The sequence below is a fragment of the Kitasatospora sp. NPDC056273 genome (assembly GCF_042268845.1).
In the GTDB taxonomy this organism is placed as follows: domain Bacteria; phylum Actinomycetota; class Actinomycetes; order Streptomycetales; family Streptomycetaceae; genus Kitasatospora.
Map to the genome: position 1 here is coordinate 1 of NZ_JBHJSJ010000030.1, position 26,429 is coordinate 26,429.

Below are 26,429 nucleotides of genomic sequence, written 5' to 3' on the forward strand. Positions count from 1 at the left end.
TTTTGTTTATACGCCCCCGGCCGCCAACCGCCCGGGGGGGGGGGCGGGCGGTGTCCCCCCCCGGCGCGCACCCCCGTGCCCGCCGCGGCGCCGCGCCCGGTGGGGGGGGCGGGGCCGCGGCGCAGCCGTGCGTGCCAAACGCCCCGGGGGCGGGCCCGGACAACGGGCCGCCCCCGGGGCGTCGGTGTCGTGCGCGCGGCACGGCGGGCCGGTCAGGCGCCGCGGTCGAAGAGCTTGACGCGCAGCGGCTCCCGGGCCGGTACGTCGACCGGGTCCTGCGGGGAGAGGGTGAGGACGAACCCGCCGATCGCGATGACGGCCATGATGGCGACGGCGAGCGGGACGACGAACTGGGAGGCGGGCAGGCCGGCGGGCAGGAGCCGGTCGTCCAGCCGGACGGAGACGGAGGCCATCCCGGTGTAGTGCATGGCGGTGACCGCGACCCCGGCGATCAGGGAGGCGACCAGCGAGGCGGCGAAGCCGGTGATGTTGAGGGTCATCCACAGCGCCGCGGTGGCGGCGGCCACGGCGATGGCGATGGAGACGGCCACCAGGACGGGGTCGTAGGAGACCACGCCCTGGACCTGCATGGCGGCCATGCCGAGGTAGTGCATGGCCGCGACGCCGCAGCCGGTGACGGTGCCGCCGATCAGCAGGGAGGCGAGCGTCCTGCGGCGGTAGCCGACGTACAGGACGCCGGCGCCGACGACGACGATGGCCAGCAGGAGGCTGCCGAGGGTCTCGGGGACGCGGTAGACGACGGACGAGCCGGTGACGGCGAAGCCCATCATCGCCATGAAGTGCATGGTCCAGATGCCGCAGCCGAGTTCGACCGCGGACAGCAGCAGCCACCCCAGGCGGCGGGCCGGCGGCAGGGTCAGGGCCCGTACGGTGCAGCGCAGTCCGAGCGCCGCGCCGGTGCAAGCGATGAGGTAGGACAGGACCGGGTTGATCCAGCCGTAGTGGAACCCGTCGATGTGGGCGGTGTGGGGATGCATGGTCACCTGGAGTGCGTTCGTGCGGGGGGACGGGCGGAACGCGCTTCTGCCCGGGCCGGTGCGGCGACTGCGGGGGCTGCCGGTCCGGCCGGGGATCAGGATCCGATTCCTGAAGGATCGTATAGCGACGAACAGTTTCCGCGAAATCGACAACCGGGTGAACCGATGAGGATCGGTCAGGTGAATCCGCCGGCGTCCGGCATTTTCCGGCACCCCCGCCGGTCACGCGGGGATCGGTGAAGTCCCTTGCCATGCAGCGGAATTGACGTGGACCCGGGCCCCGGCCAAGGGCGGCGCGAGGCGGCGGAATCCATGATCGACATTACGTCGAGTAATGCGGTTTTCGCAGCGGGTGCATCCTTTTCCCTTTCGGAAAACCCCTTGGATAATCCCGCCCGTCCGGCGGGGGAGACCCCCCGCCGAACGGCAGGGAATACCGCGGAATGCCGCGGAATTCAGCGGCGGCCCGGGATGCCGCCCGGGACGCCGCCCGGCCGACCGCGGCGGGCGGCGAAGACCCAGCGGTTGGCCGCCAGGGCGTCGTCCGGCTCCGGCGCCGGACCGCGGCCGTGCAGGGCGGTGAAGTCGTACGGGCTGCGCACGGCCACCGTCCAGCCCAGGCGGGTGAGTTCCGCAGCGGAGTCGGGGCGGGGGCCGGCGTCGAAGAGGGCGCGCAGATCGATGCCGAGCCGCTCCCGGGCCGCGACGTATGCGGGGGCCGTGCGCACCGCCGGCGGTTCGGCGGCCACGTCCTTGAGCTCGTACGCCAGGGTGCTGCCGGGCGCGCTGAGCCGGTGCACGGCGGCCATCAGCCGTCGCTCGGCCTCGGCGGGGAGGTAGAGCAGCAGCCCCTCGGCGAGCCACGCGGTCGGCTCCGCCGGGTCGAAGCCGCCCTCCAGCAGCGGCCCGGCCCAGTCGCCGCGGAGGTCGGCGGCCAGCGGGCGGCGCTCGGTGGCGGGGGCCGCGCCCGCCGCGTCGAGGACCGCCCGTTTGAAGGCCAGCACCTGCTCGGTGTCGATCTCGTGGAGGACGCGGCCGGGCGGCCAGTCGAGCCGGTACGCCCGGGAGTCCAGGCCCGCGCCCAGGATGACGACCTGGCGCGTGCCGGCCCGCGCCGCGGCCAGCAGGTGGTCGTCCAGGACGCGGGTGCGCAGCCCGAAGTAGCGCCCGAGGCGCCCCCACAGCGGGTCGGCCTCCGCGTCGGGGACCTGGTCGGGGTGGAGGGGCCAGTGCGCCGAGGCGGGGGAGGCGCGCACGAAGTGCTCGGCGAGCGGGTCGCGGGCCAGGGCGTCGGGGCGGTGGGTCTCGATGGCGCGGGCGGCCGCCACCAGCAGGGCGGTACGGCCCACTCCGGAGGCGACGCCGTGCGCCGCGGCCGCGGCCGTCCCGTCCTCCGGTCCGGTCAGGGTGTGCACGGGTCCTCCTCGTGCACGGGCGCCGTCCACGCCGCGGGGTCGTCGCCGGTGGTGGTGCGGGCGCCGTACAGGACGCGCATGAACCGCAGGACCTCGTCGTGGGGCAGGTGCAGGGAGGTGGTGCAGTCCGTCAGGACGGTGATGTGGAAGCCCTTCTGGAAGGCGGTGCGGGCGGTGGAGTCCACGCAGACGTCGGCGTAGAGGCCGGCGAAGACGAGGTGCCCGGTGCCGCCGGCGCGCAGGTGCTCCTCCAGGCCGTCGCCGAGGAAGGCGTCGAAGCAGGCCCGTTTGGTGAAGACCCGCTCGCCCGGGGCCGGGGCCACCCCGTGGAACCGGGCTCCCCAGGTGCCCTCCAGGCACTTCGGCCGCTTGCCCAGCCGCCGGTCCCGCGCGCGCCAGGCCGCGCCCTGGTGGGCGGTGTCGCCGAGGAAGCGGACGAACACCACCTCCACGCCCGCGCGCCGGGCCAGGTCCACCGCCCGGACGCTGTTGGCGACCACGGCGTCCAGGACGGCGCCGTCGCCGCCGAACCGGGCCCTGGCCACCGGCCCGGTGCAGAAGTCGTTCTGCAGGTCCACCACCACCAGGGCCGTTCCCGTCCGGGCGCTCACGGCCCGCCCACCGGGGCGGTGGATCCGGTGGGCGCGCCGGGCAGGTCGAGGACGTCGACCAGCGCGTCGACCACCGCGGTGGTGGAGTGCCGGCCGCCGAGGTCCGGGGTGTGCACGCCCTTGTCGTCCAGGACGGCCAGGGCGGTCTCGACCGCCCCGACGGCGCCGGACACCCCGGCGTGCCGCTCGGCGACGAGGGCCGCGGCGCGCAGGGTGGCCACCGGGTTGACCAGGTCGCGCCCGGCCAGGTCGTCGGCGGACCCGTGCACGGTCTGGTACTCCACCAGTCCGGCCGCGCCGGGGCCGAGGTACACGTTCTCCGTGCAGCGGCTCTCCTGCCGCTGGGCGCCGAAGCGGTCCAGCAGGACCACGTGCATGATGTCGGCCCACTCGTTCCCGGCGATCAGCAGGGTGCGGTCCGGCAGGCCGTGGGTGATGAGGTTGCGGTTCACGGTGTCGGGCTGGAACACCTCGATCCGTATGCCCAGCCGCTCGGCGATGTCGGCGACCCAGGCGTCGAACGCGCCGTCCAGGAGATGGAACTTGTAGGCCATGACGATGCGGTCGATCCGCCCGTCGGGCCATTCGCGCCGGGCCCGCTCCAGGGCGTGGCGGACGACGGCCTCGGTGGTCTCCCGGCTGAAGGCCATGGTGCGGACGACCTCTCCCGGGGTGTGCCGGTTCTCCCCGGTGTAGAAGCCCTGGGCCTGGTCGCGGACCAGGAGCAGTGACGTTTCTCCTTCCCGTAACAGGTCGACCTTGACGGCGCGCAGGCGGTGGCGCACCAGGTACAGGGACTGGGCGTTGATCGCGGTGCGGAAGACGGCCGTGGTGCCGGCGTCGGCGAGGTCTCGGCAGAACCGCTCGTAGTGCTCCGCGTCCTGCCCGGTCAGGTCCTGGATCCCGGCGGGGCCGGCCAGCGAGCGCAGCGAGACGTAGGAGTGGTAGAGGCGCGGGGAGCGGACGATCCGCACGCCCGTGGGGCGGGCGGCGGTGAGCACCCGCAGGACGCGTTCGAAGACGGCGGCGAGCTCGGGGCCGGTGCCCCGGCCCACCGCCAGCCCGATCGCGGGCTGCCCGGCGACGGGCACCGGCGCCGGGCCGGTGCCCTGGTGGGCGGCCGGGGTCACCGGGCCGTCCCGGGGACCAGGCGGTCGCCGGGGATGCCGGCCTTCTCGGGGCGGTAGTAGTCGCGGATGCCCTCCGCCCAGACGGCGACCGGGACGCGGTCGCCGTCCACCGGGCCGAACGCGTCGAACAGGGCCGTGGTGTTCCGGTGGTCGAACCCGATCGCGGTCATCAGGGCGAGGAAGTCGGGGCGGGTGACCAGGCCGTCGCCGTCCGGGTCGCCGAGCTCGGAGAGCGCCCGGGCGAACTCGTCGATGGTGGCGTCGAAGCGCTCCGGGTCGAGCACGACGGCGGTGAACTCCTCGGGGCTGATCCGTCCGTCGCCGTCGGCGTCCAGCTCGGTCACCAGCGTGCGCCAGTAGCGCTGCAGGGCGTCGAGCAGCCGGTCCCTGGCCTCCTCGTCGGCCTGGGGGAGCGCCGCGACGACACGGCTGCCCATCAGGTCGAAGTCGGCCGGTTCGATGGCGCCGTTCCCGTCGGCGTCGAACAGTGAGAACACGAGCCCGACACGGTCGGTGGCTGCGGTGGTGGGCATGGCGGTACACCTCGGTCTTCCGGACGAAGGGCGCCGGGCCCGTGCCTCGGCGACCGCTCCACTATCCGGTCCCGGCCCGGCCGTCGGCGCGCGAAGTACGGCCGGACCACCCGATCGTGGGCAATGCGCCCGCGCGCGCATGACGGGCCGGTCGGTTGGACAGATAGTCAGGCTGGCTCGTGCGACGGCCCGCAGCCACCGCCGGGATGCCGCCCGGCCCCTCGCGCGTGGCGAGGGGCCGGACGACGGGGCCTACGGCGTTGCCACCCGGCCCGTGGGGCCCGGCGAGCGGCCGCCCGGCGGGGCGGAGCGGACGGAGTCGAAGGCCTGCCGCGCCTGGCGCACCGTCGGGTCGGAGGCCTGCCGCAGGCAGGCCGTCACCTCGACCACCGCGGCGGGGCCGTCGCGGTCGATGGCGCGCAGGCCGGTCAGCTCGCGGTCGCCGCCGAGCGCCGCGCACTCCTTGTCGAGGGCCGTGTCGCCCAGCCCGGACGGGTCCGGGCCGAGCTTCTCGGCCAGCCCCTGGCCGTCCACCAGCCGGAACGCGAGGACGGCGCCGTCCACGGCCAGCCGCCCGGCGAGCGGGCAGCGGGCCGCGACCGTCGCGCACGACGGGGCCGCCCCCAGCGGCTGGGTGCCGAGGTAGCCGAACCGCTCCCGGGGGTCGGCGCTCGACGCGGCCAGGGCGTGCCAGTTCACCGGCGGGTCGAGGACCATCTCGGGCAGCCGGGGGAAGAAGACCGTCGCCCCGCTCCCGGCGGACGGTTCCCCCGGCACCGTCGGGGCGGGCGAGACCGACGGGGCCGGCGCCGCCGCCGGGGGCGACAGGACCGGGGCGGACACGGAGCCCGCGGGCCCCGTCGCGGCCCCCCGCACCGGTGCCGGCGCGAGCGCGGGCGCGGCGGCCAGCACGGCGGCGGTGAGTCCGGCGGTGAGGCCCGCGGCGAGCCCGGCCGCCCGCCGGCGGCGCCTGGACCGCTCGACCCGGGCGAGGACGCGCTCCATCCGGTCCTCCGGCGAACCGAGGGCGGGGACGGCCCGGTGGAGCAGGATCCGCAGCTCCTCCTCGTCGTCGGGCCCGCCCTCGCCCGGACCGTACGGGTCGAGCAGGTCAGCGCCGTTCACGGGGTCCCCCGTCCAGCAGGAGTTCCCGGGCCGGCAGCCGGCCGCGCAGGCCGGCCAGCGCCCGGTGCGTCTGGCTCTTGACGGTGCCCGTGCTGCAGCGCAGCACCTCGGCGGTCTCCTCGACGCTGAGGTCCTCGAAGAAGCGCAGCACCACCACGGCCCGCTGACGCGGCGGCAGCGACCGCACCGCCTCGGCGACCACCCGGCCGAGCACCACCCCGTCGTACGGGTCCGGGCCCGGCGGCGGCTCCGGCAGTTCGCCGTGCGGCAGCTCCCCGGTCCAGCGCCGCCGCCACCAGGAGACGTGGCAGTTCACCAGGACCTTCCGCAGGTACGCCTCGGGCCGGTCGGGGGCGATGCGCGTCCATCTGGGCCAGACCTTGGCGAGCGCCGTCTGCAGCAGGTCCTCGGCCTGGTGCGGGTCGCCGGTCAGCAGCCAGGCGGTGCGCAGGAGCTTGGGCCCGCAGGCGGCGACGAACTCCTCGAAGTCCGGCGGTGTCGCGTTCGTCATCCTGCCGTCGTCCCCGCCATGGTGTCCGTGCCGTCCCCGTCTGCCGTGGCGGCCGCCCGGGCCGCGTGTTCGTTCTTGCTCTCACGGCAGCTCGACGCGTCGGGGGGCGGTTCGGGTTGCCTGCGGGCGCGGACCCGCGAGCCGCTCCGGGAGTCGGCCCGGTGCCCCGGGCGGTGCGGGGACCTGGACAGCGGCGCGGCACTCGTCCACGCTTCACCTCCATGACTCTCCCCCCGCACTCTCCCGGTGCCGCGCGCACCGCGCTCTTCGAAGAGGTCACCGCGGTCGGCGACGAGGCCGTCGCCCTGCTCGCCGGCTGCCGCGGCGACACCCGGATCCCCGGCGCCGAGTGGACGGTCGCCGAGGCGGCCGCCCACCTGGCGATGGCCAACGAGCTGATGGCCGCGCTGGCCGCCGGCGAGGAACGGCCGTACGGGGACGGCACCCCGGGCTCGCTGGCCGCGGCGAACGCGGCCTCGCTGGCCGAGCGGCCCGAACGGGACCCGGACGTGCTCGCCGAGGAGATCGCCCGGCGGGCACGGGAGTTCACCGTGGCGGCCGCCCCGCGCGCGGGCACCGAGCCGGTGTCGACCCCGCTCGGCCGGATGGACCTGGACACCCTCGGCGCCTACCTGCTGACCCACATGCTGGGCCACCTCTACGACATCGCCGTCGCCCTCGGCCGCCCGCACCCGATCGACCGGCGCCGGGTCGGGCTGGCGATGCCGTTCGTGCGCACGGTCATGCCGCGGGTGACGGACGCCCGCGCCGCGGCCGGCCACAGCGCCTGCTACCGGCTGCGCGGCCGGGGCCTGGACGGGTTCGCGGTGACCTTCACGGACGGCGCCGCCGCGGTGAGCCAGGACCCGCCCCGCCGCCCGGACTGCACGATCCTCGTCGAACCGGTGGCGTTCCTGCTCATCGCGCTGGGCCGGCGCAGCGCCCCCGGCGCCCTGCTGCGCGGCGAGGTGCTCGCCTGGGGCCGCCGCCCCTGGCTGGCCCCGTCCTTCCCCGGGCTGTTCGCCGCCCCCTGACCCCTGACCCCTGACCCCGCCGGGCGGCCGCCCGGGCCGGGGCCGGGGCCGGGCCGGGTTACGCCGGACCGGGGGCGCGGGCCGCCGCGCCCCCCTCGGCGTCGCGGCACGCCCCGCAGGTGTTCCAGCGCGGCCGGCCGGGCCCGGGGGAGCGGTGCGGGGCGAGGGTCATCTCGGAGGTGCGCAGGCCGCACAGGGTGAGCGGCCCGCAGACGCCCGAGGCCTCCGCGGGGGCGGCGTGCGCCATCCGTACCGGGTTCTCGGGGTCCGCCGGCACGCGGCCGGGGCCGAGGATCCGCACGTTGGTCGGCGTATCGGGTTCGAGCACGATGACGGTGTCCACCTCCACAACCTCGCCGCAACGCCGCCCCCCTGCACCCGCACAGCGGCATCCGGCCCAGCCCCGGCGCCCCCGGACGTCAGGGACGCCCCCGCTCCGGCTGGTTCACGGCGTCACAGCCGGTCGTAGACGGCGGACAGCCGCTGCAGCACCTCGGTGGCCCGGTCGAGGGCGTCGTCGTCGTAGTCGCCCAGGTCGCCGTGCAGGGCGTCGGCCAGCGCCCGCTGGCGCTGGTCGTGCAGGGCCCGGCCGGTGTCGGTGAGGGCGACCAGGACGGAGCGCTTGTCCTCGGGCTGGCGGGTGCGGGTGACGTAGCCGGCCGCGACCAGGCCGTTGACCAGCTGGGTGGTGGCGGCGCCGGTGGTCTCGGTGCCGGCGGCGAGCCCGCCGATGCTGAGGGGGCCCTGTTCGGCCAGGGTGCGCAGGGCCCGGGCGTGGGTGAGGGAGAGCGCGCCGGGGGTGCGGGTGGCGCGTCCGCGCAGCCGGGCGTCGGCGGCGCTGAGGCGGTAGGCGGCGCGGGCCAGGCGGTCGAGCGCCCGGGCGCGGTCGTCGGTGGGTGGCGGCTCGGCCATGGTCGGTCCTCTTCGTCGGGTTGACAGCAGCCTAGCCTCGGGACTTAATAGCTAAGTACTTATTCATTAAGTGCTTAGCCAACTGGATCCCGCCGGGGGGCCCGCAACCGGATCCCCCCGTCGGACCCCGTAGAGGAGACCGTCATGACCGTCCGTTCCACCGGCCAGAGCTGGGCCCTGGACATCGCCCTCGCCCAGGGCGGCTTCGACGCGCTGCACCCCGAGGCCGTCGGAACCATGGAGCAGCTGGGCCACGACCACACCGACTTCGCCAAGGTCTTCGCCCTGGTCAGGAGCGGCGCGATGCTGCCCAAGGCGTGGGCGACGGTGGCCGGCCAGGCCGAGGAGCGCGCCGCCCACCACGAGCGCGGCGGCTTCGCGCAGACCGCCGCCGACCTCTACCTGAGGGCGGCCGTGATGTGGGGCCGGGCGCAGTACTCGCTCTTCGACGCCGCCGACCCGCGCAAGGCGGCCATGCGTGAGCACGCCAACCACTGCGTGGAGCGCCTGGGCGCGCTGCGCGAGGGCCGGGTGCGGCGGGTGGAGCTGGACTTCGAGGGCTCGCGGATCTTCGCCCTGCTGCACCTGCCGGCCGGGCCGGTCCGCAACGCGCCGGCCGTCATCCTCGGCCCCGGGATGGACATGATCAAGGAGGACTACATCTGGGCGGCCGAGCGCTACTACACCTCGCGCGGGATGGTCGCGCTGTCCATCGAGGGGCCGGGTCAGGGCGAGAGCCGCGCCGGCGGGCTGACCGTCGACCTCGGCAACTACGAGCGGGCGATCGGCCGCTACCTCGACCACCTGGCCGCGCTCCCGGAGGTCGACGCCGACCGGATCGGCATGTTCGGCATCTCGATGAGCGGCTACTGGGGCTCCCGGGCCGCCGCGGCCGACGGCCGCCTGGCCGCGCTCGCCGCCTTCGAGGCCGTCACCGGGGACTTCGCCACGATCTTCGAGCGCGCCCAGCCGACCTTCAAGAACAACTACATGTACATGGCCGGGTACACCGACGAGGAGGCCTTCGACCGCGACCTCGCCCACCGCATGCCGCTCGGCGACCTGGTGGCCGACATCGCCTGCCCGGTGCTCCACGGCATCGGCGAGTTCGACGAGCTCACCGACCTCGCCCAGGCCCTGGAGAGCTTCGAGCGCATCCGGGCGCCGAAGGAGCTGCGGGTCTACGAGGACGAGTTCCACCCGCTCGGGGGAGTGGCGGCCGAGGTCTTCCGGTTCGGGGCGGAGTGGCTGGAGCGGGCCCTGGCCGGCGAGTTCACCGACCCCGGACGGGACGTGCGCCACTACGTCCACCGCGACGGCCGCACCACCGACGGCAGCGCCGACCCCACCTGGTGGCTCGGCACCGCCCCCGCCCCGCTCACCGCGCTGCGCCGCGGCTGACCCTTCGCGGACGGACGGCCACGCCCCGGGGCACCTCCACGCCCCGGGGCGTTCCCCCGAGCCCTGCGGCGACCCCGTACACCTCGCTATACATGCCATGTATACATGGTGTGTATAGTCCTTGATCATGTCACTCGGACAGATGCTCCTCGGCTTCCTGGAAGCCCAGCCCCGCCACGGCTACGACATCAAACGCCTCTACGACGAGCACTTCGGCCGCGACCGCGCCCTGCACTACGGACAGGTGTACGCCACCCTCTCCCGCCTGCTGAAGAACGGCCACGTCGTCGTCGAGGGCGTGGAAGCCGGCGGCGGCCCGGACCGCAAGCGCTACGCCATCACCGACGCCGGCGTCACCGACCTCGCCGACTGGCTCGCCCACCCCGAGGACCCGCAGCCCTACCTGCAGAGCACCCTCTACCAGAAGGTCGTGCTCGCCATCCTCACCGGCCGCTCCGCCGCCGACGTCCTCGACACCCAACGCGCCGAACACCTGCGGACCATGCGCGAACTGACCCGCCGCAAACTCGCCGGCGACCTCGCCGACGAACTGATCTGCGACCACGCCCTGTTCCACCTCGAAGCCGACCTGCGCTGGCTCGAACTCACCGCCGCCCGCCTCGACGACCTCACCGCCCGCCTGACGGAGACCCCGCGTTGACCACCGCCGAACCCCTCCTCCACGCCCAGGACCTGCACAAGTCCTTCGGCCCCACCTCGGCCCTCGCCGGCGCCTCGCTCACCGTCGCCGCCGGCGAACTCGTCGCCGTCATGGGCCCCTCCGGCTCCGGCAAGTCCACCCTCCTGCACTGCCTCGCCGGCATCACCCGCCCCGACCAGGGCGCCATCACCTACCAGGGCCGCTCCCTCACCACCAGCACCGACAGCGAGCTCAGCGCCCTGCGCCGCACCGACTTCGGCTTCCTCTTCCAGTTCGGCCAACTCGTCCCCGAACTCTCCTGCCTGGAGAACGTCGCCCTCCCGCTGCGCCTGAACGGCACCCGCCGCAAAGCCGCCGAAGCCCGCGCCGCCGAATGGCTGGAACGCCTGGAAGTCGCCGACACCGCCGCCAAACGCCCCGGCGAGATCTCCGGCGGCCAGGGCCAACGCGTCGGCGCCGCCCGCGCCCTGATCACCGGCCCCCGGGCCGTCTTCGCCGACGAACCCACCGGCGCCCTCGACTCCCTCAACGGCGAACGCGTCATGAAACTGCTCACCCGCGCCGCCCGCGAGAGCGGCGCCGCCGTCGTCCTCGTCACCCACGACGTACGGGTCGCCGCCTACGCCGACCGCGAGATCGTCGTCCGCGACGGCCGCACCCGCGACCTGGCCACCACCCGGTGAGCGCCACCGACCCCCGGGTCCGCCGACCGCACCTGGACCAACTCGCCCTCGGCGCCCGGCTCGCCGTCACCAGCGGACGGGACGGCTGGGGACGCCTGCTGCTCACCGCCTGCGGCGTCGGCCTCGGCGTGGCCCTCCTGCTCTTCACCGCCTCCTTCCCCGGCCTCGTCCACCATCGCGACCAGCGCCTCTACACCCAGAACGACACCTTCCGGGACGAGGACCTGCCCACCCCCGGTGACCGCACCGTCCTCGTCGCCACCGCCGACACCGCCTTCCACGGCACCCCCGTCCGCGGCCGCGTCGTCCAACCCGAAGGCCCGAACGCCGCACTCCCGCCCGGCCTCGCCGCCTACCCGGCCCCCGGCACGATGGCCGTCTCCCCGGCCCTCGCCGACCTCCTCGCGGACCCCGCCAACCACCTGCTGCGCGAACGCCTGCCCTACCCCGTGACCGGCACCGTCGGCCCCGCCGGACTGCTCGGACCCGGCCAGGCCGACTACGTCCTCGGCGGCGACCACCTCTCGGTCGACACCGGCGCCGTCCGGATCACCGAGTTCGGCCACTTCTCGCCGCCCAAAGCCATGGACCCCAAACTGGTCCTGCTCAACGCCGTCGGCCTGACCGTGATGCTCGCCCCGGTCGGCGTCTTCCTCGCCGCCGCCGCCCGCTTCGGCGGCGAACGCCGCGACCGCCGGCTCGCCGCACTGCGCCTGGGCGGCGCCGACCGCCGGATGACCGCCCGGATCGCCGCGGGGGAGTCCCTGGTGGGAACGGTGCTGGGCCTGGCCGCGGGAACGGCGCTCTTCCTCCTCGGCCGGCAGCTCATCGGACGCGTCCGCCTCGCCGGATTCAGCTTCTACCCCGAGGACGTCGCACCCCAGCCCGCCATCGCCGCCGCGATCGCCGTCGTCGTCCCGCTCATGGCCGTCGGCGTCACCCTGCTCGCCATGCGCCGGGCCGCCCTCGACCCGCTCGGCACCGTCCGCCGCTCCGCCCCCGGCCGGCGCCGCATCGGATGGCGCCTCATGCTGCCACTGGCCGGCCTGTCCCTGACGGTCTTCGCCCTCACCCTCTCCGACCCGGCCCAGGGCACCCGCGGCTCGCTCCTCGTCGCCTTCGGCGTGCTGCTCACCCTCACCGGGGTCTGCACCCTCCTGCCCTGGCTCGTCGAAGCCGTCACCCGACGGGCCGGCGGCGGCCCCCTGTCCTGGCAACTCGCCACCCGCCGCCTGCAGACGGGCTCCGGACCGGCCGCCGCCGCCGTCAGCGGCGTCGTCGTCGCCATCGCCGGCGCCATCGCCCTGCAGACGCTCTTCCTCGGCATCAGCACCCAGTACGAGCAGTACGCCCGGCCCCAGCCCACCACCGGCCCCTACCGGCAGTCGGTGACCTTCCCCGGCGGCGCCCCCACCGCCGAGGCCCTCGCCGACCGCCTCGCCCGCAGCCCCGGGATCCAGGCCACCGCCGCCTACACCGAGTTCGCCCTGGAGAGCGCCACGGCCAAGTCCTGGGAACTGCCCTCGGTCCGCATCGCCTCCTGCGCCGTCCTGCGCGGATTCGCCACCCTGCCCCACTGCGAGGACGGCGACTCCTTCGCCCTCCAGGGCCCGACCGCCCGCCCCGGCACCGACCCCGTCCCGCCCGGAACGGCCGTCCACGCCGCCTACTACCGCGGCACCGGCGAACCGGCCCCCTTCCCCCTGCCCGCCCCGACCGCCACCGTCACCCCCGTCCAGGACGCCGACCCCAACGGCCGCATCGGAGCCGGCCTGCTCCTGCTCACCCCCGCCGCCGTCCCCGCCGACGCCCTGCGCGGACAGCCGGCCACCGTCCTGGTCTCACTCGCCGACGCCCTCCCGGACCCGAACGAACACCTCACCACCGCCGTCATGGCGATCGACCCCCAGGCCCGCACCGAATTCCCGCTCGACCCCGCCCCCGACGCCACCTACCTCGCCGTCAAACGCCTGCTGACCGCCGGATCGGCGATCACCCTCCTGCTGGTCGCCCTCAGCCTGCTGGTCGGCCAACTGGAACGCCTGCGCGAACAGCGCCGCGTCCTCGGCGTCCTGAACGCCGTCGGCACCCCCCGACGCGTCCTGGCCCTGTCCGTCCTGTGGCAGACCCTCCTCCCGATGGCCCTCGGCCTGGCCCTGGCCACCGCCGCTGGCCTCCTGACCGGAACGGTCCTCCAGTACTCCTCCGGCGTCCCCCTGAACACCGACTGGGCCTCCCTGCTCGCCATGACCGCCACCGCCGCGGGCGCCGTCCTCCTCACCACCGCCCTCGGCCTGCCCCAACTCCTGCGCCTGATGCGCCCGGACGCCCTGCGCCACGAATAACCCCGCCCCCGGCGGACCGTCCAGGGGCCGTCAGCGTCGCCGGCGTCCGTGCCGGCGACGCTTGACGCCTTCCCGTAGACGGTTCACACCGATCAGGAGGGGGCGGAAGAACGGTACGGCCACCACCAGCAGGCACTGGGCGGCCGCCGCGACCGGCAGCCGCAGGAGGAACAGCCCGTACGCGCACGCCAAGGGCAGCGCTACCGACACCACCGCCACGGCGCGGGCGGCCCGCTTCAGGCCGGGTGTGACCCCGCGACCGCTCTTGTCCGCGGCCCACCGCTTGAGCCCGACGGCGAAGAAGGCGAGAACCAGCGCCACCACCTCCACGGCGGTCAGCACAACGGCCACGAGAACGTCCACCACCAACCGAAGCATCCCGCCATCCTCACCGCGGAACCCCCGGCCCGTCCTGAGCACGGATACTCAACTCCGCGCCCGCCGCACACCCCTGGCCGCGCCCGGCCGGCGTCTACCCCGTGCCGTCGTCCGTCGCGGGACGCTCACTCCCGCAGGCCGACCGCCGGCCGACCGCTGCCCCCGGCTCCCCGGGTCCAGCGTTCAGCGCAGGACGGCGAGTTCGGCCACCACGGCCCGGTGGTCGCTGCGCGGCAGGGCGTGCTCGGAGACGTCGACGGCGGTGAGCGCGGGCCCGTGCAGGACGTGGTCGATCTGGATCACGGCCGGGACGCGGTAGTCGGGGTGGTCCTGGGGCCAGGTGGGGAAGAGGCCCGCGCCGAGCTCCTCGTGGGTGTCGGTCAGGCCGGTGCCGATCAGGTCGCGCATCGGCTTGTGGTCGAGGGTGGCGTTGAAGTCGCCCAGCAGGACCGCGTTGTGGTTGCGTCCGGGCGCGGCGGCGCGCAGGCCGTGCAGGTCCTCGGCCCAGCGGCGGGCGTCGCCGAGCGGGTAGTAGGTGTGGACGGCGACGAGCTGCACCGGGCGGCCGCCGACGTCGACGGTCAGGTTGGTGGTCGGCCAGGCCGGGTCGGCGGCGGAGCCGACGGGCAGCCGGGTGTAGAGCGCGGTGTCGGTGCCGGCCGGCCGCTCCCGGTGGGGCAGCAGGGTGCGGATGCCGGCCGCGTCCAGGGCGTCGGCGGCGGAGTCGCTCTGCTCCTCGACCGCGAGCACGTCGATCCGCTGCTCGCGCACCAGGTCGACCAGGGACTTCGGCGAGACCTGCCCCATGAAGTTGTTGCTGGTCGCCACCCGCAGCCGGGGCGCGTCGGCGGGCGCGCCGGCCCCGTCCGGGACGAACCGGGGCACCAGCCACCACAGTTGCAGCACCACCAGCGCGGCCGCGACCCCGGTCAGCCACCGAGCGCGCAGCACCGCCACCACCGCCAGCAGCAGCACGCTGAGCAGCGCCGCGTACGGCAGCCCGGCCATCGGCAGGGCCAGCACCGTGCCGTCGTCCCACCCGAGCAGCCGCACCACCGCGAGCCCGGCCGGGCCCAGCAGCAGCACCCCGCACCCGACCAGCGCGGCGAGCCGCCAACGGCTCCGGCCGGCGGGCGACGCGCTCTTCGACGTACGGTCCGTCACGGTGCTCCTTCCAGGGCGGCGGCCGGCAGCCATGATCACCGGCCGCCGTCGAGAAGGACGGACGCCCGCGCCCGGGCCCCGGTTCCGCACCACCGGCCGAAGCCGGGCCCCGCGCCGATCTGTACGGCATCATCGGATCCGAACTTTCGTAGCAGGCCTCGCGGCAGAGCCCTCCAGAAGGAAGACGGTGCAGATCAACGGATGTGAGCATGCTTCCGTCGCCATCTCCGGGGAGGAACGCTCCGACACGTGCCGGCGCCCGCATGGATGCCCCGGCTGTGTCAACCGCCCGGACCGGCGTGCAGTGGGATAGCCGATGCTGCACGTGTCTGTGGGAAAGCGTCCGGGTGACGCGGCGCCACATCTCTCACCAGCTCAGAATGCAAAGCGGATCGGTGATCATGCCTGTTCAAGTAACTGACTGCTCCTTCGGCTACCGCAAGGGCTCCCGGGTCCTGGACTCCTTCAGCCTCCGCCTGGGAGAAGGGTGCAGCGTGCTGCTCGGCCCGAACGGCGCCGGCAAGTCGACCCTGCTGGGCCTGATCGCCTCCGCTCTCAGGCCCGAGGCCGGTCGCATCACCCTTGACGGGTTGGACACGAGCAGTTCCAAGGACCTCAAGGCCTACCGTCGGAAGGTCGGCTGGCTCCCTCAGCACGTGCGGCCGGTGCCCGGCCTGCGAGTGCGGGAACAGGCGGCCTACGCGGGCTGGCTCAAGGGCATGTCGCGGAGCGAGGCCTGGGAGCGGTCCCGGCAGGCCATCGAGAAGGTCGGGCTCACCTCGCTCGCGGACCGGCGCAGCGGGGAACTCTCCGGTGGACAGTTACGACGGTTGGGGATCGCCCAGACCCTGGTACACGACGCCCAGGTCGTGCTCCTGGACGAGCCCACGGCGGGACTCGACCCGGTCCAGCGCGGAGTCTTCCGGGAACTGATCGGCGAGCTGCGCCACCTCACGAGTTTCGTCGTCTCCACTCATCAGACCGAGGACCTGGCCGAGACCTACGACTCGGTCGTCGTCCTCGACCAGGGAAAGGTGCGTCATCAAGGGCCCATCGATTCCTTCCTGACGCTCGCGCCGCACGGTGTCCCCGCGGAACGCCGTGCCGAGACCGCCTATGCCGGCATCGTCACCGGGGAGGTGTGACCGTGCCCTGGCGCACCATCTTCCGGATCTCGTCAGCCGTGCGGGCCATGCCCGTCCTGCTCGTGTGGATCACGATGTACAGCGGCAGAATGACCGGCTGGATCACCGACGGCTACTGGCCTTCCGTCACGGCCCAGAGCAGTTTCCTGCTCAGTTTCACAGCGCCCGCCGTCGCGGCCTGCGGGGCCTGGGAAGGCCTCAAGGTGCGCCGGTCCGCGGTCCTCGGTACGGCACCCGCCCGTTCCGCCACCGCCATCGCCCTGTCCGTTCTGGCCCCGACCCTGGCCCTCGGCACGGTCTCCGTCCTGGCCGCCCTGGCCTTGTTCGTTCCGCAGGCCGGTGGGGTTCCGGGCTGGTCCGTCCCCGTCGTCATCCTCCTGGAACTGCTGGTCGTCCTCGCGCACGCCGTGGTCGGCTACGTGCTCGGACAGATGCTGCCGCGGCTGCTCGCCGTGCCCCTGACCCTCGTCGCCAGCTTCCTGTGGATGGCCTACCCGTCGACCCTCGACGCCTTCTGGGTCCGCCAGCTCAACGGCCGCAACCTCACCGAGTGCTGCGCGCTGGACCAACTGCCGGCCACCCGGGCGGTCCTCGCGCCGACCGTCGTGGCTGTCGGGATGGTGGTCGCCGCCTGGATCTGGACGAGGCTGCGCGGGAACTACCGGCTGACCGCCGTCCTGGCACTGGCGGCCACGGCTACGGCAGGGGCGGGGATCGCGGCACCTCTCGGATACCGCGCAGCGCAAGCACGTCCGGAAAGCGAGCAGGCCTGCACCACGGCGGCGCCACGGGTGTGCCTGTGGCCCGAGCAGCGGGCCGACGCCACCAGCATCACCGACTGGGCGGTCGAGGCCCACCAGCGTCTCCAAGCCGTTGGTCTGGCACAGCCCTTGACGGTGGCACCGTTATCCGCCCGGCCCGGTAAGGACGAGGTGCAATCACTCGTCGCGCTGGGGTACATCCCCAACGGGGCTCCCGACTGCGCCAAGGAGTCGTTCGCCCGCTGGCCCGGCGTGGAGGCGGTCGCCCCACTGTCGTCCTGGCTGAAGCTCACGGCCGGAGTCACCCCCAGGACGGTCGAAGGCAGCTACCGGCCACAGGAGGTGCAGCTCGCCCGTCAGGTCATGACACTCCCGCAGGGTGAACAGCTCGCGTGGTTCCGGAAGAACGCGGACACATTGGGTCGCTGCGACGTCAAGCCGGTCCTGGACCCCGCGCAGTACCATCAGCCGGGCGCGCCCTCCTTCCAGGCGGTCCGATGATCTGGTGGCTGCGCATCAGGTACGTGCCCGCCGTCGCCGTCGGCCTGCTCTCCTGCATCCTGCTGGGCAGCGGCGCCGACTCCGTGATGGTCCCCATCCCGGTGGTGATCGGCGGGCTGACGTTCGACCTGCCCATGTCCTCGCTCCTTCCGCTGGTTCCCGTCTGCCTGATCCTGGAGGGCCAGGCCCGTGCCGACGCTGTCGCGGAGCGCGTCGCGGTCCGCGCCGTGGGCGGATGGGACGCGGCCTTCATGGCCGCATGTGTCGTGGTCTGCGCGCTGGCCGCCGTTGTGGCATCCACGGCGGGCGCGGGCAGCGCCGCCACCGTGCTGGCCCGCGACTTCGCCGGCTACCTCGGCCTCGCCCTCATCATCCGCTGGCTCGCGGGAGGGCGAGTCGCCACGGCGGCCACTGCGCTGTTCCCCTTCCTGTGCGCCTCCTTCGGTCTGGTGCACAACAGGCCCGGCATCTGGGCCTGGCCACTGCACGACGCCAGATCAGTTACCGCGTCGATACAAGCTCTGGTCCTGCTTGCCATCGGTGCTCTCTCGCTCGTCGTCCCCCCGTTGCGCTGGCGTGCCGGTGTCGATGGCGACTGACGTCTCGATCGCTGTCGGAGCGGGACCGTCGGATGAAGGGGGCCTCGGTCGTGGCCGCACCGATGACGTGCCCGCCCGAGTCGCGGCAGCGAGCGGTTGCCGCATGACGGGCTGCCGATCCGGCTCAGAGGAACAGGGCGACGATTCCGGCGAGCAGGCCGGCGGCGATGCCCAGGACCGTTACGGCCATGAGCCCGACGCCGGCGCTGGTGAGCAGGATGCTGCCCTCCGGGGCGTGGCCGCGCCAGGCGGTCGTCAGCAGCCAGCCGGCCGACACGGTGCCCAGGACGAGGATCATGGCGGCGGCGATGCCGTACTTGATGGCGGGTGACGCCGACGGTTCGTGGGCCACGCCCTTGGCCAGCCGTACCGGCAGCCGGGTGCCGGCCCGGTGTTTTCCGCTCGTGTCCTGTACCACGATGGGCCGGGCCTGGTCCGCGCCGCCGCCGGCGGGGGTGAAGCGGCCCTTGCAGTTGGTGCCGTCGTTGTAGCCCTCGCTGTCGGACACCTCGTAGCAGTCCTCCACCACGACGACGCCGTCCGGCGGGCCCAACCCCAGGGCCGCGCTCATCCGCTCCGCGGCCAGCGTCCAGGTCAGCGCCGCCGCTCCGGCGAGGAGCGCCACCGCCAGTACCCCCGCCGCGATCCGTGTTGCCGTCCGCACCCTCGCCGCCTCCCTCCCCGTATCCGCGCCCGCTCGGCGGACCGGTCCTGCATCGGCCAACTGATGGTGACAGCAGCGTAGTTGACGTTCAATGCCCGCACCCGCCCGAAAGGTCCCGGGGCCTACCGCCCGACCTGTGGGGCGTGGCGCGCACCCGGCGTGCCGCGAACGCCGACGCCCCCGGCCTGGACAGCCGGGGGCGTCAGCGCGTTCGGGCACGGGACGGGTGCGGCGCCGGCTACTTGACCGCGCGCAGCGCGTTGACGATGCCGAAGCCGTAGAAGCCGTTGACGCGCTTGCCGCCCGCGCAGACGGGGTCAGCGGCGCCGTCGCCGTTCGGACCGGCCGGGCAGCCCGGGTTGTCCGCCTGGGCCTTGAGCAGTGCCTGCAACTGGGCCGGGGTCGCCTCCGGGTGGGCGGACTTCAGCAGCGCGGCCACACCGGAGGCGTGGGGAGTGGCCATGGAGGTGCCCTGCTCGTAGCCGTACTGGTTGTCCGGCAGCGTCGACAGGATGCCGCCTTCCTTGGACGGCGTGTCCGAGGCCTGGTACTGGTCGCCGCCCGGCGCCGCGACGTCGATCACGCCGAGGCCGTAGTTGGAGTAGTACGCCTTCGCGCCCTTGGCGCCGGTCGCGCTGACCGTGACGACGCCCGGCAGTTGCGCGGGCAGGTCCCAGCACCTGTGCGGGTCGACCGTCCGGCTCGCCGGGGTGGAGTCGTTGGGGCTGCCGCCGTCGGTGAAGCCGTCGGAGGCCAGGTCGTGGTTGGCGTTGCCGGCCCCGGCGACGTTGAGGGTGCCCTTGCGCTGCGCGTAGAGCTGGGCGCGGTTGACCGCGTCGACGATGGCCTTCTGGTCGGGGTCGTCCAGGCAGTTGTACTGCCACGGGTCCACGTAGTAGCTGTTGTTGGTGATCTGCACACCGTGGTCGGCGGCGAACACGAAGGCGCAGACGACGCTCTCGGCGTAGATCAGCTGGCGCGGGGTGGGCTGGGAGACGGTGATGCCGGAGACCTTCACCCCGGGTGCCACGCCCGCGACGCCGACGCCGTTGCGGGCGGCGGCGATCGTGCCCGCCACGTGCGTGCCGTGGAAGTAGTTCGCGTCCACCGGCCGCCAGGAGCCGTACGTGGTGTCGGCCTTGCCGCTGGCGCAGTTCGCGGACTGCGAGGGGGAGAAGTTCGGGGCGAGGTCCGGGTGGGTGTCGTCGACGCCGGTGTCGATGACGGCGACCGTGACGTCCCTGCTGCCCGGGTTGATCTCCGCGGCCTTGTCCGCGCCGATCGCCCGCAGGGCCCACTGCTCGGCTTCGAGAGGTTCGGTGCCGCTGCCGGACGCCTTCGCGATCGTCGCCACCTCGGCCTCGGACAGGCGCCGCACGGCACCCGCCTCGGTCGTCCCCGCCGCGCTCAGCGGCGCGGTCCGCGTGGCACCCGCCGACTCCACGCCGCGCACCGCGCGCAGCCGCCCGCCGAAGCCGGGGTCCGCCGAGTGGGCGACGATGACGCCGATCCCGTCGTACGTGACGACGACGGTGCCGCCGGCCGCGGTGATGGCCCGCTGCACCTCGGCGATCGTGCGGTGGTCGGTCCTGGTGTTGACGACGTACGACAGGGTGTGCGCGTCCTCGGCCTGCGCGGCGGACGGTATTCGGGGCGCCGCCGAGGCCGAGGCGGGAAGGAAGCCGAGCGAGGCGGTCAGCGCCAGCGCGACCGGGACGGCCAGGCCGAGCCGGGGCAAGGAACGTCGTCGAGCCATGTGGTCTCCGCATCATCAGGGTGGGGGACCCGCCCGACAGCAGAGTGACGGCCGGGCAGGCACATGAGGGTGGTACGGGAGTAAAGCTGTCCACCACCTCGCCCCGATATGCCGACCGTGCCCAAGACGGCCCGCGCGACCGGGAGTTCCCGCACCGGGCACGCCCCCCCCGGACGCCCGCCAAGGTGCGCTGCCCCGCGTCGAACCGGAGAGCAGGGATCGACAACTGCCCCCGGAACGCCACGGCTTGGTCGCCAGGACGTACACCGTGACCGGGCCCGGGGTCCCGCCCCCAGCCGCACCGCCCGCGAACCCCCCGGCCCGGGGCCGCCCCTCCACCTCACGGAGGACGCGGCCCCGGGCCGGGACGCGGAGGTGGGGATCAGGCGCCGGGCGGGGTCACGTAGCCGGAGATCTTCCACTTCTTGACGCCGCCCTTGGCGGTGCGCGGGTCGATGTGGCGGTGGGCCACCTTGTTGCTGACGTTGCCCTCGACGGTGTCCAGGGTGCCGTCACGGTTCACCGAGACCACCACGCCCACGTGGCCGCCCTGCTCGTAGGCCGGCGGGCCGTAGACGACGAGGTCGCCGGGCTTCGGCGAGCCGGTGTGGAACAGGTGGTGCTCCTGCCCCCACTTGCCGACCCCGCGCCCGAGCAGGGTGGTCGGGACGCTCTTCACCCCGGCGTGCCGCCAGGTCCACTCGGCGAACGCCGCGCACCAGGAGGTGTTGCGGCAGGTCTGGCCCTTTCCGGTGAGGTACTTCTGGCAGGCCGAGCTGCTCTCGACGACCCCGATCTGACCGCGCGCCGCCGCCGCGATCCGGTCCCGCAGGGTGGCTGCCGCCGGCGCCGCGGCACCCTCGCGCAGGGCGTCGGCGTCGGCAGCGGTCCCGCCGGTGACGGTGACGGTGGCGGTGGTGCTGCTGTCGGCGGTGGCGGTGGAGCCGGCGGCGGGCGGGGTCGCCGGGAGGGCGAGCGCGTCCGCCGCGCCGGTCCCGGTGAGCGCGGCCGCCGCCAGCACGGCGAGGGCGACGGCGCGGCCCGTGCGCTGCTTGAGGGCGGGGAGCGTGAGGTGACGGGTCGGGTACATCGGTGACTCCTTCGAGTGCATCCCGTGCCCCGGGGCGGCATACGAATGCCCGGGTACGGGAGGGGGTGGGATTCGCCGGGGGTTTCACCGGCTGGTCGTCAGCGTTGCACGGCCGGGCCGCCGACTCCTACGCTGCGCGATCAGATGGTTACTCATTCGTATGCAGTCGGGTATGCGTGCGCTCCGAGCTGCGGATATGCACGGGCCGAAGGAGAGGGGAGCGGACGGATGCCGGACAGGGGAGTCACCGGGCCGGAGGCGGAGGGCGTCGGGGCCGGGCCGTCGGCGCGGGTGGAGCTGGCGCGGACGCTGCGTGAGTGGCGGGCCCGCGCGGGGGAACTGCCGCAGAAGACGGTGGCCCGGCGGCTCAACATCGCCCAGACCACCGTCTCCCGCTACGAGAGCCCGGACGGCCGGCACCCGGCGCCGGAGGCGGCAGTCCGCGCGCTCTGGTCCTGTTACCGGCTGGCGGAGGGGGACCTCGACCAGGCGCTCGCCCTGCGCGCGCGGGTGGACGAGGAACTGCGGGCGGGGGCGGCATCCGCCAAAGTGGCGGCCCCGGTGCCGGTGGCGGCGGTCGCGGTGGCGGCAGGAGCGGCCGTGGGTGAGGCGGTGGTGGCCGCCGGGGCCGGGGAGCCGTCGGCGGCCCCGGCGGCGGGCCGGAGCCGGCACCGGGTCGCCTGGGTGGCGGTGGCGACGGCGGCCCTGGCCGGGGTGGTCGCGGGCGGGCTGCTGATCCACCGCCTGCTCGCCCCGACGGCGACGACCGGCGGGGCGGACGAGGCCCGCCGGTCGTCGCCCGCCGCCGCGCCTCCTGCCGCCTTCCCGACCACCGACTTCGACATCATCTACGGAAACACCTCCACGAAGGGCACCCTGACCTGGTACAACCGCTCGGTCGGCCTGAGCGGGCAAGGCAAGTCCGAGGACTCGGCCGACTGCCGGGACACCACGGCGACGAGCTACTCCGCCTCCGGCAGCGAACTGGGCAGCATTCACACCGGCGTCGTCTGCGGCGCAAGCGAGAACTACAACGCCGCAATCCCCGCGGATGTTGCCGGCGGTGCCTCCACCGTCAGGATCTGCCTCGACGACGGCGCCACCCCGCCCGCCGTGCTCAAGTGCCAGGATTCCAGGCGCCCCTGAGGCCGACGTCTTCGACATCTGCCGGCTCAACGGCGAGACGGTCAGCGGCGAGACCGTCCCGGGCCCCCGCTGCCCGCGCTTCCACGATCTCGCCGCGCCGGCCCGGTTCACCGGCGGCCACCTGCCCGGTCCCGCGCTGCCGGGAAGCACCCCAGCGCTACCCTATGTGGAGTTAGCCGACACCATGGGACTATGAGGGGGTTCACATGAGACTCGTCCTGGAGGACGTGTCCGAGGACCTGGCGCGTGAGCTCTTCGCGCTGCTGGGCAGGCACGGGGCGGCGCCGGTGCTCCAGGACGCGCAGTGGACCGTCACCAGGGCCGCGCAACTCCTGCGGGACCTGCCGGCCACCGCCGTGCAGATCATCCGCCTCGCCGCCGAAGGCGAGGGCTGGGTCGCCTCCGGCCACCTGCGCGGCCCCGACGGGTCGGAGTCCCTGCGCGGTCGGTCCGGTGCGATCACCAAGGCCGTCAACCGGGGTGCCGCCAAGAAGCGTTGGCCCGTCGGGATGCCGCAGCCCGTCGAGGCCCAGTACGACCCCGAGAACCCCTCCTACCAGCGCACGACGGGCTACGTCATGAACGAGGACCTGGTCCCCGTCTTCAAGGCCGCCCTGGCCCGCATCGACCGGGAGACGGCGGAGCTCGCCACCGCGACCGTCACCGCGGAAGGCGGCGCCTGATGGACCGCAAGACGTACACCGCCGAACTCGCCGGTCTGCGCGAGCTGCGCGCCGGGATCACGGCCGCCGAGAAGCAGGTCGCGGCCGCGCGGAAGGAGTTGGACAGGCTCGCCGCCCAGCGTTCGCGACGGGTGGCCGGGCTGGCGGGGTACGAGGGCGCGAAGGCCGACGCCATCGCGAAGGCCGCGGGCTTGTCGGTCGGCGACGTCGTGCGGATCGCCCCGCTGCTGGACCCGACCCCGGCCGCCGTCCGCACCGCCGCGCCCGCCCCGGTGCCCGTCGCGGAAGTGGCGGAAGCGGAGGAAGCGGCAGATCCGGCGCCGGTTGCCGAGCCACCCGCCGCCGTCGCCCCGGCGCTGACCCGCCCCGCCGCTGTGGTCGAGCAGCCGGCCCCGGCCCCGGTCGAGCAGCCGACCCCGGCCGTCGCCGCGCCGGCCGTCCCAGCGGCCTCGGTACGTCCGGCGGTCGAGGCCGGCCCGCGCGAGCTGCCCACCCTCCCCGAAGGCCCGGCAGGCGCCCGGTTCGAGGCCGTGACGACCGGCCTGCTCTCCAAGCGCCCGAACTTCACGCAGCAGGCCCGCTCCACGGTGTTCCTGGACGCGGCCGCCGGGATGCTCGCGGTCCGCGACCAGGTCGTCCGGGTCGACCTCGGTGCCCGCACCCCCGGGGAGATCCTGGACGCCGTCCTGCACGCCGCGCCGGGCACGGAGCGCGTCTACATCACCGCCGGCGCCCCCTGGCACGACGGCGCCGAGCGCTACTCCACCCTCAAGGACGCCGTCGCCGCCTGGCTGAACACCCCGTCCGAGCGGTGGACCACCGCCGTCGGCTCCGGCCGCGACAAGCTCGCCGGCCACTTCGTCCACCAGCGCCAGCCCGTCGGCCGCTACGCCCCCACCGCGGCCCCGGACAGCGGCACCACCGAGATCCGCTCCATGGGGGAGTGGTTCGACCCGGACGGCGCCGACGTCGTCACCTGCCGTCAGGCGTTCACCCTGCTGTGGCAGGCGCTGCGCCGCCACTGGGACGACGCGGTCCTCATGGGCTCGCCGTCGCAGACCGGCCGGGACCTGTGGTCGCGCACCGTCCCGACCACCGGCAAGTGGGCCGGCGGCTACCCGGTCCTGTCCGAGGAACTGCGAGGCCTGCTGCACGCCACCGGCGGCCAGGGCCGCACCGAGCTGGTCCTGCCCCCGCGCGTCCCGCAGCAGCTGCCCGCCCTGGTGGAGTACGACCGCACCTTCGCCTACGCCAAGCACCTGTGGAAGTCGCCGGTCGGCACCCCGCGCCGGATCACCGCCGCCGCGTTCGCCGCGATGACCGGGGCAGAGCAGGTCAAGGCGCTGATGTCCTGCTCGCACTGGAACGTCAAGGTCACCGTCCCGCAGGGCTGGAACCACGTCGGCCTGCTGCCCGCGCCGGTGACCGGTGACCGCGCCTGGGTCTACCCGTCCGAGCCCGGCACCACGTTCACCACCTGGGCGGGCGGCGCCGAGGTCCACCTCGCCCTGGCCAACCACCTCGCGCCGTGGCGGATCGAGGTCCTCGGCGGCCTGCTCTGGGAGGACGGCAAGCCGCTCGACGAGTGGGGCAAGCGCCTCAAGTCGGCGTGGGCGGACCTGACCAACCTCTCCCGCATGCACGGCGACGACCGCCAGCGCACCGCCGCCTACCTCGCCTCCCGCGCCGTCCGCGCGGTGCTGCTGTTCGGCCTCGGCGGCTTCGCCCAGCGCCCGCGCCTGGTCTCCGGCACCACCCCCATCGGCGAGACCCTGCCCGCCGGGGTCGAGATCCTCGGCCGGGACGACCAGGTGGTGACCTGGCAGCGGCAGGCCGGCTTCTCCCGCGACCCGTACGCGCACCCCGAGTGGGCCGCCTACGTGTGGTCCGGGGCGCGGGCGGCGCTGCTGGACATGAGGTACCGCCAGGGCAAGGAGGTCATCGGCCACGCCGGCGCCCTGCACGCGAAGCCCGGCACCGTCGTCTACTTCGGCACCGACGGCATCGCCCTGACCGAGCGCCAGCCCTGGCCCTACCGCGGCGAGCCCGGCGACTACCTCCTCAAGGGCCACCTCACCGGCCCCGTCGAGCACCCCACCAGCCAGGAGCAGTACCTGAAGCTGCGCGGCCTGGGCCGCGCCGAACTCGCCGCAGAGGAGACCCGGTGAGCCCGGCCGACCCGAACCAGCCCAACGAGGCCGCGCGGCTGACCCAGCAGCTCATCGACCACGGCTACACCAAACGCCAGGTCGCCGGGATGCTCGGCCGCGACGCCTCCCTCGTCTCCCAGTTCTTCACCAAGGGCAAGGGCGCGAGCATGGTCGGCGCGCTGCGTCAGCTGGTCCGGGCGGTCCGCGGCGGCGAGCGCGACGAGGAGACGCTGTCCGGGATCGCGGAGGCGAACACCAGCCGCCGCCGCACCAGGACCGGGCAGAAGGCCCGGGTCCGGGGCAAGGACACCGTCGGCGAGGCCGGCGGGTCGATGGCCGGCCGAGCCGGGAGACAGGCCATCAGGTCCGGCGCCGGCCACCTCGCACCCGTGGTGCACGAGACCGGCCGGGCCGGCGGCCGCCTCGCCTTCACCGTCCGGATGAAGGCCGACCAGTACGTGTACTCGGCGGGCTCGGAGCAGGACTCCGGCGGCATCCGGCGCGGGTTCGTCCCCCGCGCGGACGGCACCGAGGAGCGAACCTACGGCTCCGCCGGCACCGGGGGCTTCGACGCCGCCGAGTGGTCCCGGCGCGTCGCCGACCACCACGGCGACGTCACCGAGGCCATGAAGGCCTGGCTGGTGGAGACCGGCCGCGCCATCGCCGACGCCGACATCCAGTACCTCGAAGTCCGCGGCTGGATCCCCGGGGAGAACCGGTGAGCGCAGGACATCCGGACCGGCACACCGCACCGGACCCCGACCGCCCCGCATGGTTCGCCGGCTCCGACGAGAAGCTCACCGTGCTGCGCCGCGCCGCCGAGGCCCGCGGCGTGGCCCTCGACCCGGCCACCCCGCCGAGCGAGGAGGACGCCCAGGAGCTGACCGACCGACTCGCCGACATCCTCCTGGCCGAGGGCGGCTTCGACGGCGACTGGCGGACCACGCCGTTCGGCGACCTGGTCGAAGGCCTGATCGACGCCCTCCACCGCTACGCCTACCCCGACGAGCACTGACCCCTCCCCCCGGCACCC

At 74.4% G+C, this 26,429-nt stretch carries 27 protein-coding genes; 13 read left to right on the top strand and 14 right to left on the bottom strand.

Annotated features, from left to right (window positions below; all coding sequences use genetic code 11):
* Positions 1–212: 212 nt before the first annotated feature.
* From ACFCY1_RS24655 to ACFCY1_RS24685, 7 genes are all read right to left on the bottom strand, one after another.
* The gene (locus tag ACFCY1_RS24655; protein WP_049659004.1) at positions 213–998 is read right to left on the bottom strand and encodes an MHYT domain-containing protein; all 786 of its coding nucleotides are present in this window, start codon (positions 996–998) and stop codon (positions 213–215) included.
* Between the two features lie 455 nt (positions 999–1,453).
* A complete protein-coding gene (locus tag ACFCY1_RS24660) occupies positions 1,454–2,404 on the bottom strand; it encodes an SAM-dependent methyltransferase (RefSeq protein ID WP_074005439.1) in 951 nt (316 codons plus the stop codon).
* Positions 2,401–3,024, bottom strand: a complete 624-nt coding sequence (locus ACFCY1_RS24665) for a cysteine hydrolase family protein (RefSeq protein ID WP_049658999.1) — start codon at positions 3,022–3,024, stop codon at positions 2,401–2,403. Before ACFCY1_RS24665 ends, ACFCY1_RS24660 begins: the two co-directional genes overlap by 4 nt.
* A complete protein-coding gene (locus tag ACFCY1_RS24670) occupies positions 3,021–4,154 on the bottom strand; it encodes an isocitrate/isopropylmalate family dehydrogenase (protein WP_375876072.1) in 1,134 nt (377 codons plus the stop codon). The genes ACFCY1_RS24665 and ACFCY1_RS24670 overlap by 4 nt, the downstream gene beginning before the upstream one ends.
* On the bottom strand, positions 4,151–4,687 hold the full coding sequence (locus ACFCY1_RS24675; RefSeq protein WP_074005404.1) for an EF-hand domain-containing protein: 537 nt from the start codon (positions 4,685–4,687) through the stop codon (positions 4,151–4,153). Before ACFCY1_RS24675 ends, ACFCY1_RS24670 begins: the two co-directional genes overlap by 4 nt.
* Before the next feature lie 252 nt (positions 4,688–4,939).
* A complete protein-coding gene (locus ACFCY1_RS24680) occupies positions 4,940–5,812 on the bottom strand; it encodes a hypothetical protein (RefSeq protein ID WP_375876074.1) in 873 nt (290 codons plus the stop codon).
* Complete coding sequence (locus ACFCY1_RS24685) at positions 5,799–6,323, bottom strand: SigE family RNA polymerase sigma factor (RefSeq protein ID WP_049660912.1); 525 nt, start codon at positions 6,321–6,323, stop codon at positions 5,799–5,801. Before ACFCY1_RS24685 ends, ACFCY1_RS24680 begins: the two co-directional genes overlap by 14 nt.
* 221 nt (positions 6,324–6,544) lie before the next feature.
* Between ACFCY1_RS24685 and ACFCY1_RS24690 the strand changes: the two genes are divergently transcribed.
* Positions 6,545–7,357: a maleylpyruvate isomerase family mycothiol-dependent enzyme gene (locus ACFCY1_RS24690; RefSeq protein ID WP_074005407.1), complete on the top strand. Its 813-nt coding sequence runs from the start codon at positions 6,545–6,547 to the stop codon at positions 7,355–7,357.
* A gap of 58 nt (positions 7,358–7,415) precedes the next feature.
* On the opposite strand, the gene ACFCY1_RS24695 is transcribed toward ACFCY1_RS24690, so the two are convergent.
* Both ACFCY1_RS24695 and ACFCY1_RS24700 read right to left on the bottom strand, forming a co-directional pair.
* Positions 7,416–7,700, bottom strand: a complete 285-nt coding sequence (locus ACFCY1_RS24695) for a hypothetical protein (RefSeq protein WP_117484918.1) — start codon at positions 7,698–7,700, stop codon at positions 7,416–7,418.
* A gap of 110 nt (positions 7,701–7,810) precedes the next feature.
* Positions 7,811–8,269 (bottom strand): MarR family winged helix-turn-helix transcriptional regulator, encoded by a 459-nt coding sequence (locus ACFCY1_RS24700; RefSeq protein ID WP_049654428.1) that lies wholly within the window; start codon positions 8,267–8,269, stop codon positions 7,811–7,813.
* A gap of 144 nt (positions 8,270–8,413) precedes the next feature.
* Here ACFCY1_RS24700 and ACFCY1_RS24705 point away from each other — a divergent pair, with 144 nt between their 5' ends.
* The 4 genes from ACFCY1_RS24705 to ACFCY1_RS24720 all read left to right on the top strand — a co-directional run bounded on the left by ACFCY1_RS24705 (position 8,414) and on the right by ACFCY1_RS24720 (position 13,359).
* A complete protein-coding gene (locus tag ACFCY1_RS24705) occupies positions 8,414–9,670 on the top strand; it encodes an alpha/beta hydrolase (RefSeq protein ID WP_375876076.1) in 1,257 nt (418 codons plus the stop codon).
* Positions 9,671–9,797: 127 nt separating this feature from the next.
* The gene (locus ACFCY1_RS24710) at positions 9,798–10,331 is read left to right on the top strand and encodes a PadR family transcriptional regulator (RefSeq protein ID WP_117484913.1); all 534 of its coding nucleotides are present in this window, start codon (positions 9,798–9,800) and stop codon (positions 10,329–10,331) included.
* Complete coding sequence (locus tag ACFCY1_RS24715; RefSeq protein ID WP_375876077.1) at positions 10,328–11,014, top strand: ABC transporter ATP-binding protein; 687 nt, start codon at positions 10,328–10,330, stop codon at positions 11,012–11,014. Before ACFCY1_RS24710 ends, ACFCY1_RS24715 begins: the two co-directional genes overlap by 4 nt.
* Entirely contained in the window at positions 11,011–13,359 is a 2,349-nt protein-coding gene (locus tag ACFCY1_RS24720) for an FtsX-like permease family protein (RefSeq protein ID WP_375876078.1), read from the top strand. Before ACFCY1_RS24715 ends, ACFCY1_RS24720 begins: the two co-directional genes overlap by 4 nt.
* A 30-nt stretch (positions 13,360–13,389) precedes the next feature.
* Here the strand turns inward: ACFCY1_RS24720 and ACFCY1_RS24725 are convergent, their stop codons facing one another.
* The gene (locus tag ACFCY1_RS24725) at positions 13,390–13,725 is read right to left on the bottom strand and encodes a hypothetical protein (protein WP_375876079.1); all 336 of its coding nucleotides are present in this window, start codon (positions 13,723–13,725) and stop codon (positions 13,390–13,392) included.
* Positions 13,726–13,920: 195 nt separating this feature from the next.
* Positions 13,921–14,901: an endonuclease/exonuclease/phosphatase family protein gene (locus tag ACFCY1_RS24730; protein WP_375876080.1), complete on the bottom strand. Its 981-nt coding sequence runs from the start codon at positions 14,899–14,901 to the stop codon at positions 13,921–13,923.
* 401 nt (positions 14,902–15,302) lie between these two features.
* On the opposite strand from ACFCY1_RS24730, the gene ACFCY1_RS24735 reads away from it, so the two are divergent.
* The 3 genes from ACFCY1_RS24735 to ACFCY1_RS24745 are packed head-to-tail and all read left to right on the top strand — an operon-like array spanning position 15,303 to position 17,907.
* A complete protein-coding gene (locus tag ACFCY1_RS24735; protein WP_375876081.1) occupies positions 15,303–16,046 on the top strand; it encodes an ATP-binding cassette domain-containing protein in 744 nt (247 codons plus the stop codon).
* Positions 16,047–16,048: 2 nt separating this feature from the next.
* Positions 16,049–17,308: a hypothetical protein gene (locus tag ACFCY1_RS24740; RefSeq protein WP_375876082.1), complete on the top strand. Its 1,260-nt coding sequence runs from the start codon at positions 16,049–16,051 to the stop codon at positions 17,306–17,308.
* Complete coding sequence (locus tag ACFCY1_RS24745) at positions 17,305–17,907, top strand: hypothetical protein (RefSeq protein WP_375876083.1); 603 nt, start codon at positions 17,305–17,307, stop codon at positions 17,905–17,907. The genes ACFCY1_RS24740 and ACFCY1_RS24745 overlap by 4 nt, the downstream gene beginning before the upstream one ends.
* A 124-nt stretch (positions 17,908–18,031) precedes the next feature.
* Here the strand turns inward: ACFCY1_RS24745 and ACFCY1_RS24750 are convergent, their stop codons facing one another.
* The 3 genes from ACFCY1_RS24750 to ACFCY1_RS24760 form a co-directional block, all read right to left on the bottom strand.
* Positions 18,032–18,571: a hypothetical protein gene (locus ACFCY1_RS24750; protein WP_375876084.1), complete on the bottom strand. Its 540-nt coding sequence runs from the start codon at positions 18,569–18,571 to the stop codon at positions 18,032–18,034.
* 238 nt (positions 18,572–18,809) lie between these two features.
* On the bottom strand, positions 18,810–20,327 hold the full coding sequence (locus ACFCY1_RS24755) for a S8 family serine peptidase (RefSeq protein WP_375876085.1): 1,518 nt from the start codon (positions 20,325–20,327) through the stop codon (positions 18,810–18,812).
* 382 nt (positions 20,328–20,709) lie between these two features.
* Positions 20,710–21,417: a CHAP domain-containing protein gene (locus ACFCY1_RS24760; protein WP_375876086.1), complete on the bottom strand. Its 708-nt coding sequence runs from the start codon at positions 21,415–21,417 to the stop codon at positions 20,710–20,712.
* Positions 21,418–21,645: 228 nt separating this feature from the next.
* Here ACFCY1_RS24760 and ACFCY1_RS24765 point away from each other — a divergent pair, with 228 nt between their 5' ends.
* The 5 genes from ACFCY1_RS24765 (at position 21,646) to ACFCY1_RS24785 (ending at position 26,411) form a co-directional block, all read left to right on the top strand.
* A complete protein-coding gene (locus tag ACFCY1_RS24765) occupies positions 21,646–22,563 on the top strand; it encodes a helix-turn-helix domain-containing protein (RefSeq protein ID WP_375876087.1) in 918 nt (305 codons plus the stop codon).
* Between the two features lie 206 nt (positions 22,564–22,769).
* The gene (locus ACFCY1_RS24770) at positions 22,770–23,246 is read left to right on the top strand and encodes a hypothetical protein (RefSeq protein ID WP_074005426.1); all 477 of its coding nucleotides are present in this window, start codon (positions 22,770–22,772) and stop codon (positions 23,244–23,246) included.
* Entirely contained in the window at positions 23,246–25,414 is a 2,169-nt protein-coding gene (locus ACFCY1_RS24775) for a hypothetical protein (RefSeq protein ID WP_375876088.1), read from the top strand. The genes ACFCY1_RS24770 and ACFCY1_RS24775 overlap by 1 nt, the downstream gene beginning before the upstream one ends.
* Positions 25,411–26,118, top strand: coding sequence for a helix-turn-helix domain containing protein (locus ACFCY1_RS24780; protein WP_375876089.1), 708 nt, complete (start codon positions 25,411–25,413; stop codon positions 26,116–26,118). The genes ACFCY1_RS24775 and ACFCY1_RS24780 overlap by 4 nt, the downstream gene beginning before the upstream one ends.
* Entirely contained in the window at positions 26,115–26,411 is a 297-nt protein-coding gene (locus ACFCY1_RS24785; protein WP_049649263.1) for a hypothetical protein, read from the top strand. The genes ACFCY1_RS24780 and ACFCY1_RS24785 overlap by 4 nt, the downstream gene beginning before the upstream one ends.
* Positions 26,412–26,429 lie beyond the last annotated feature (18 nt).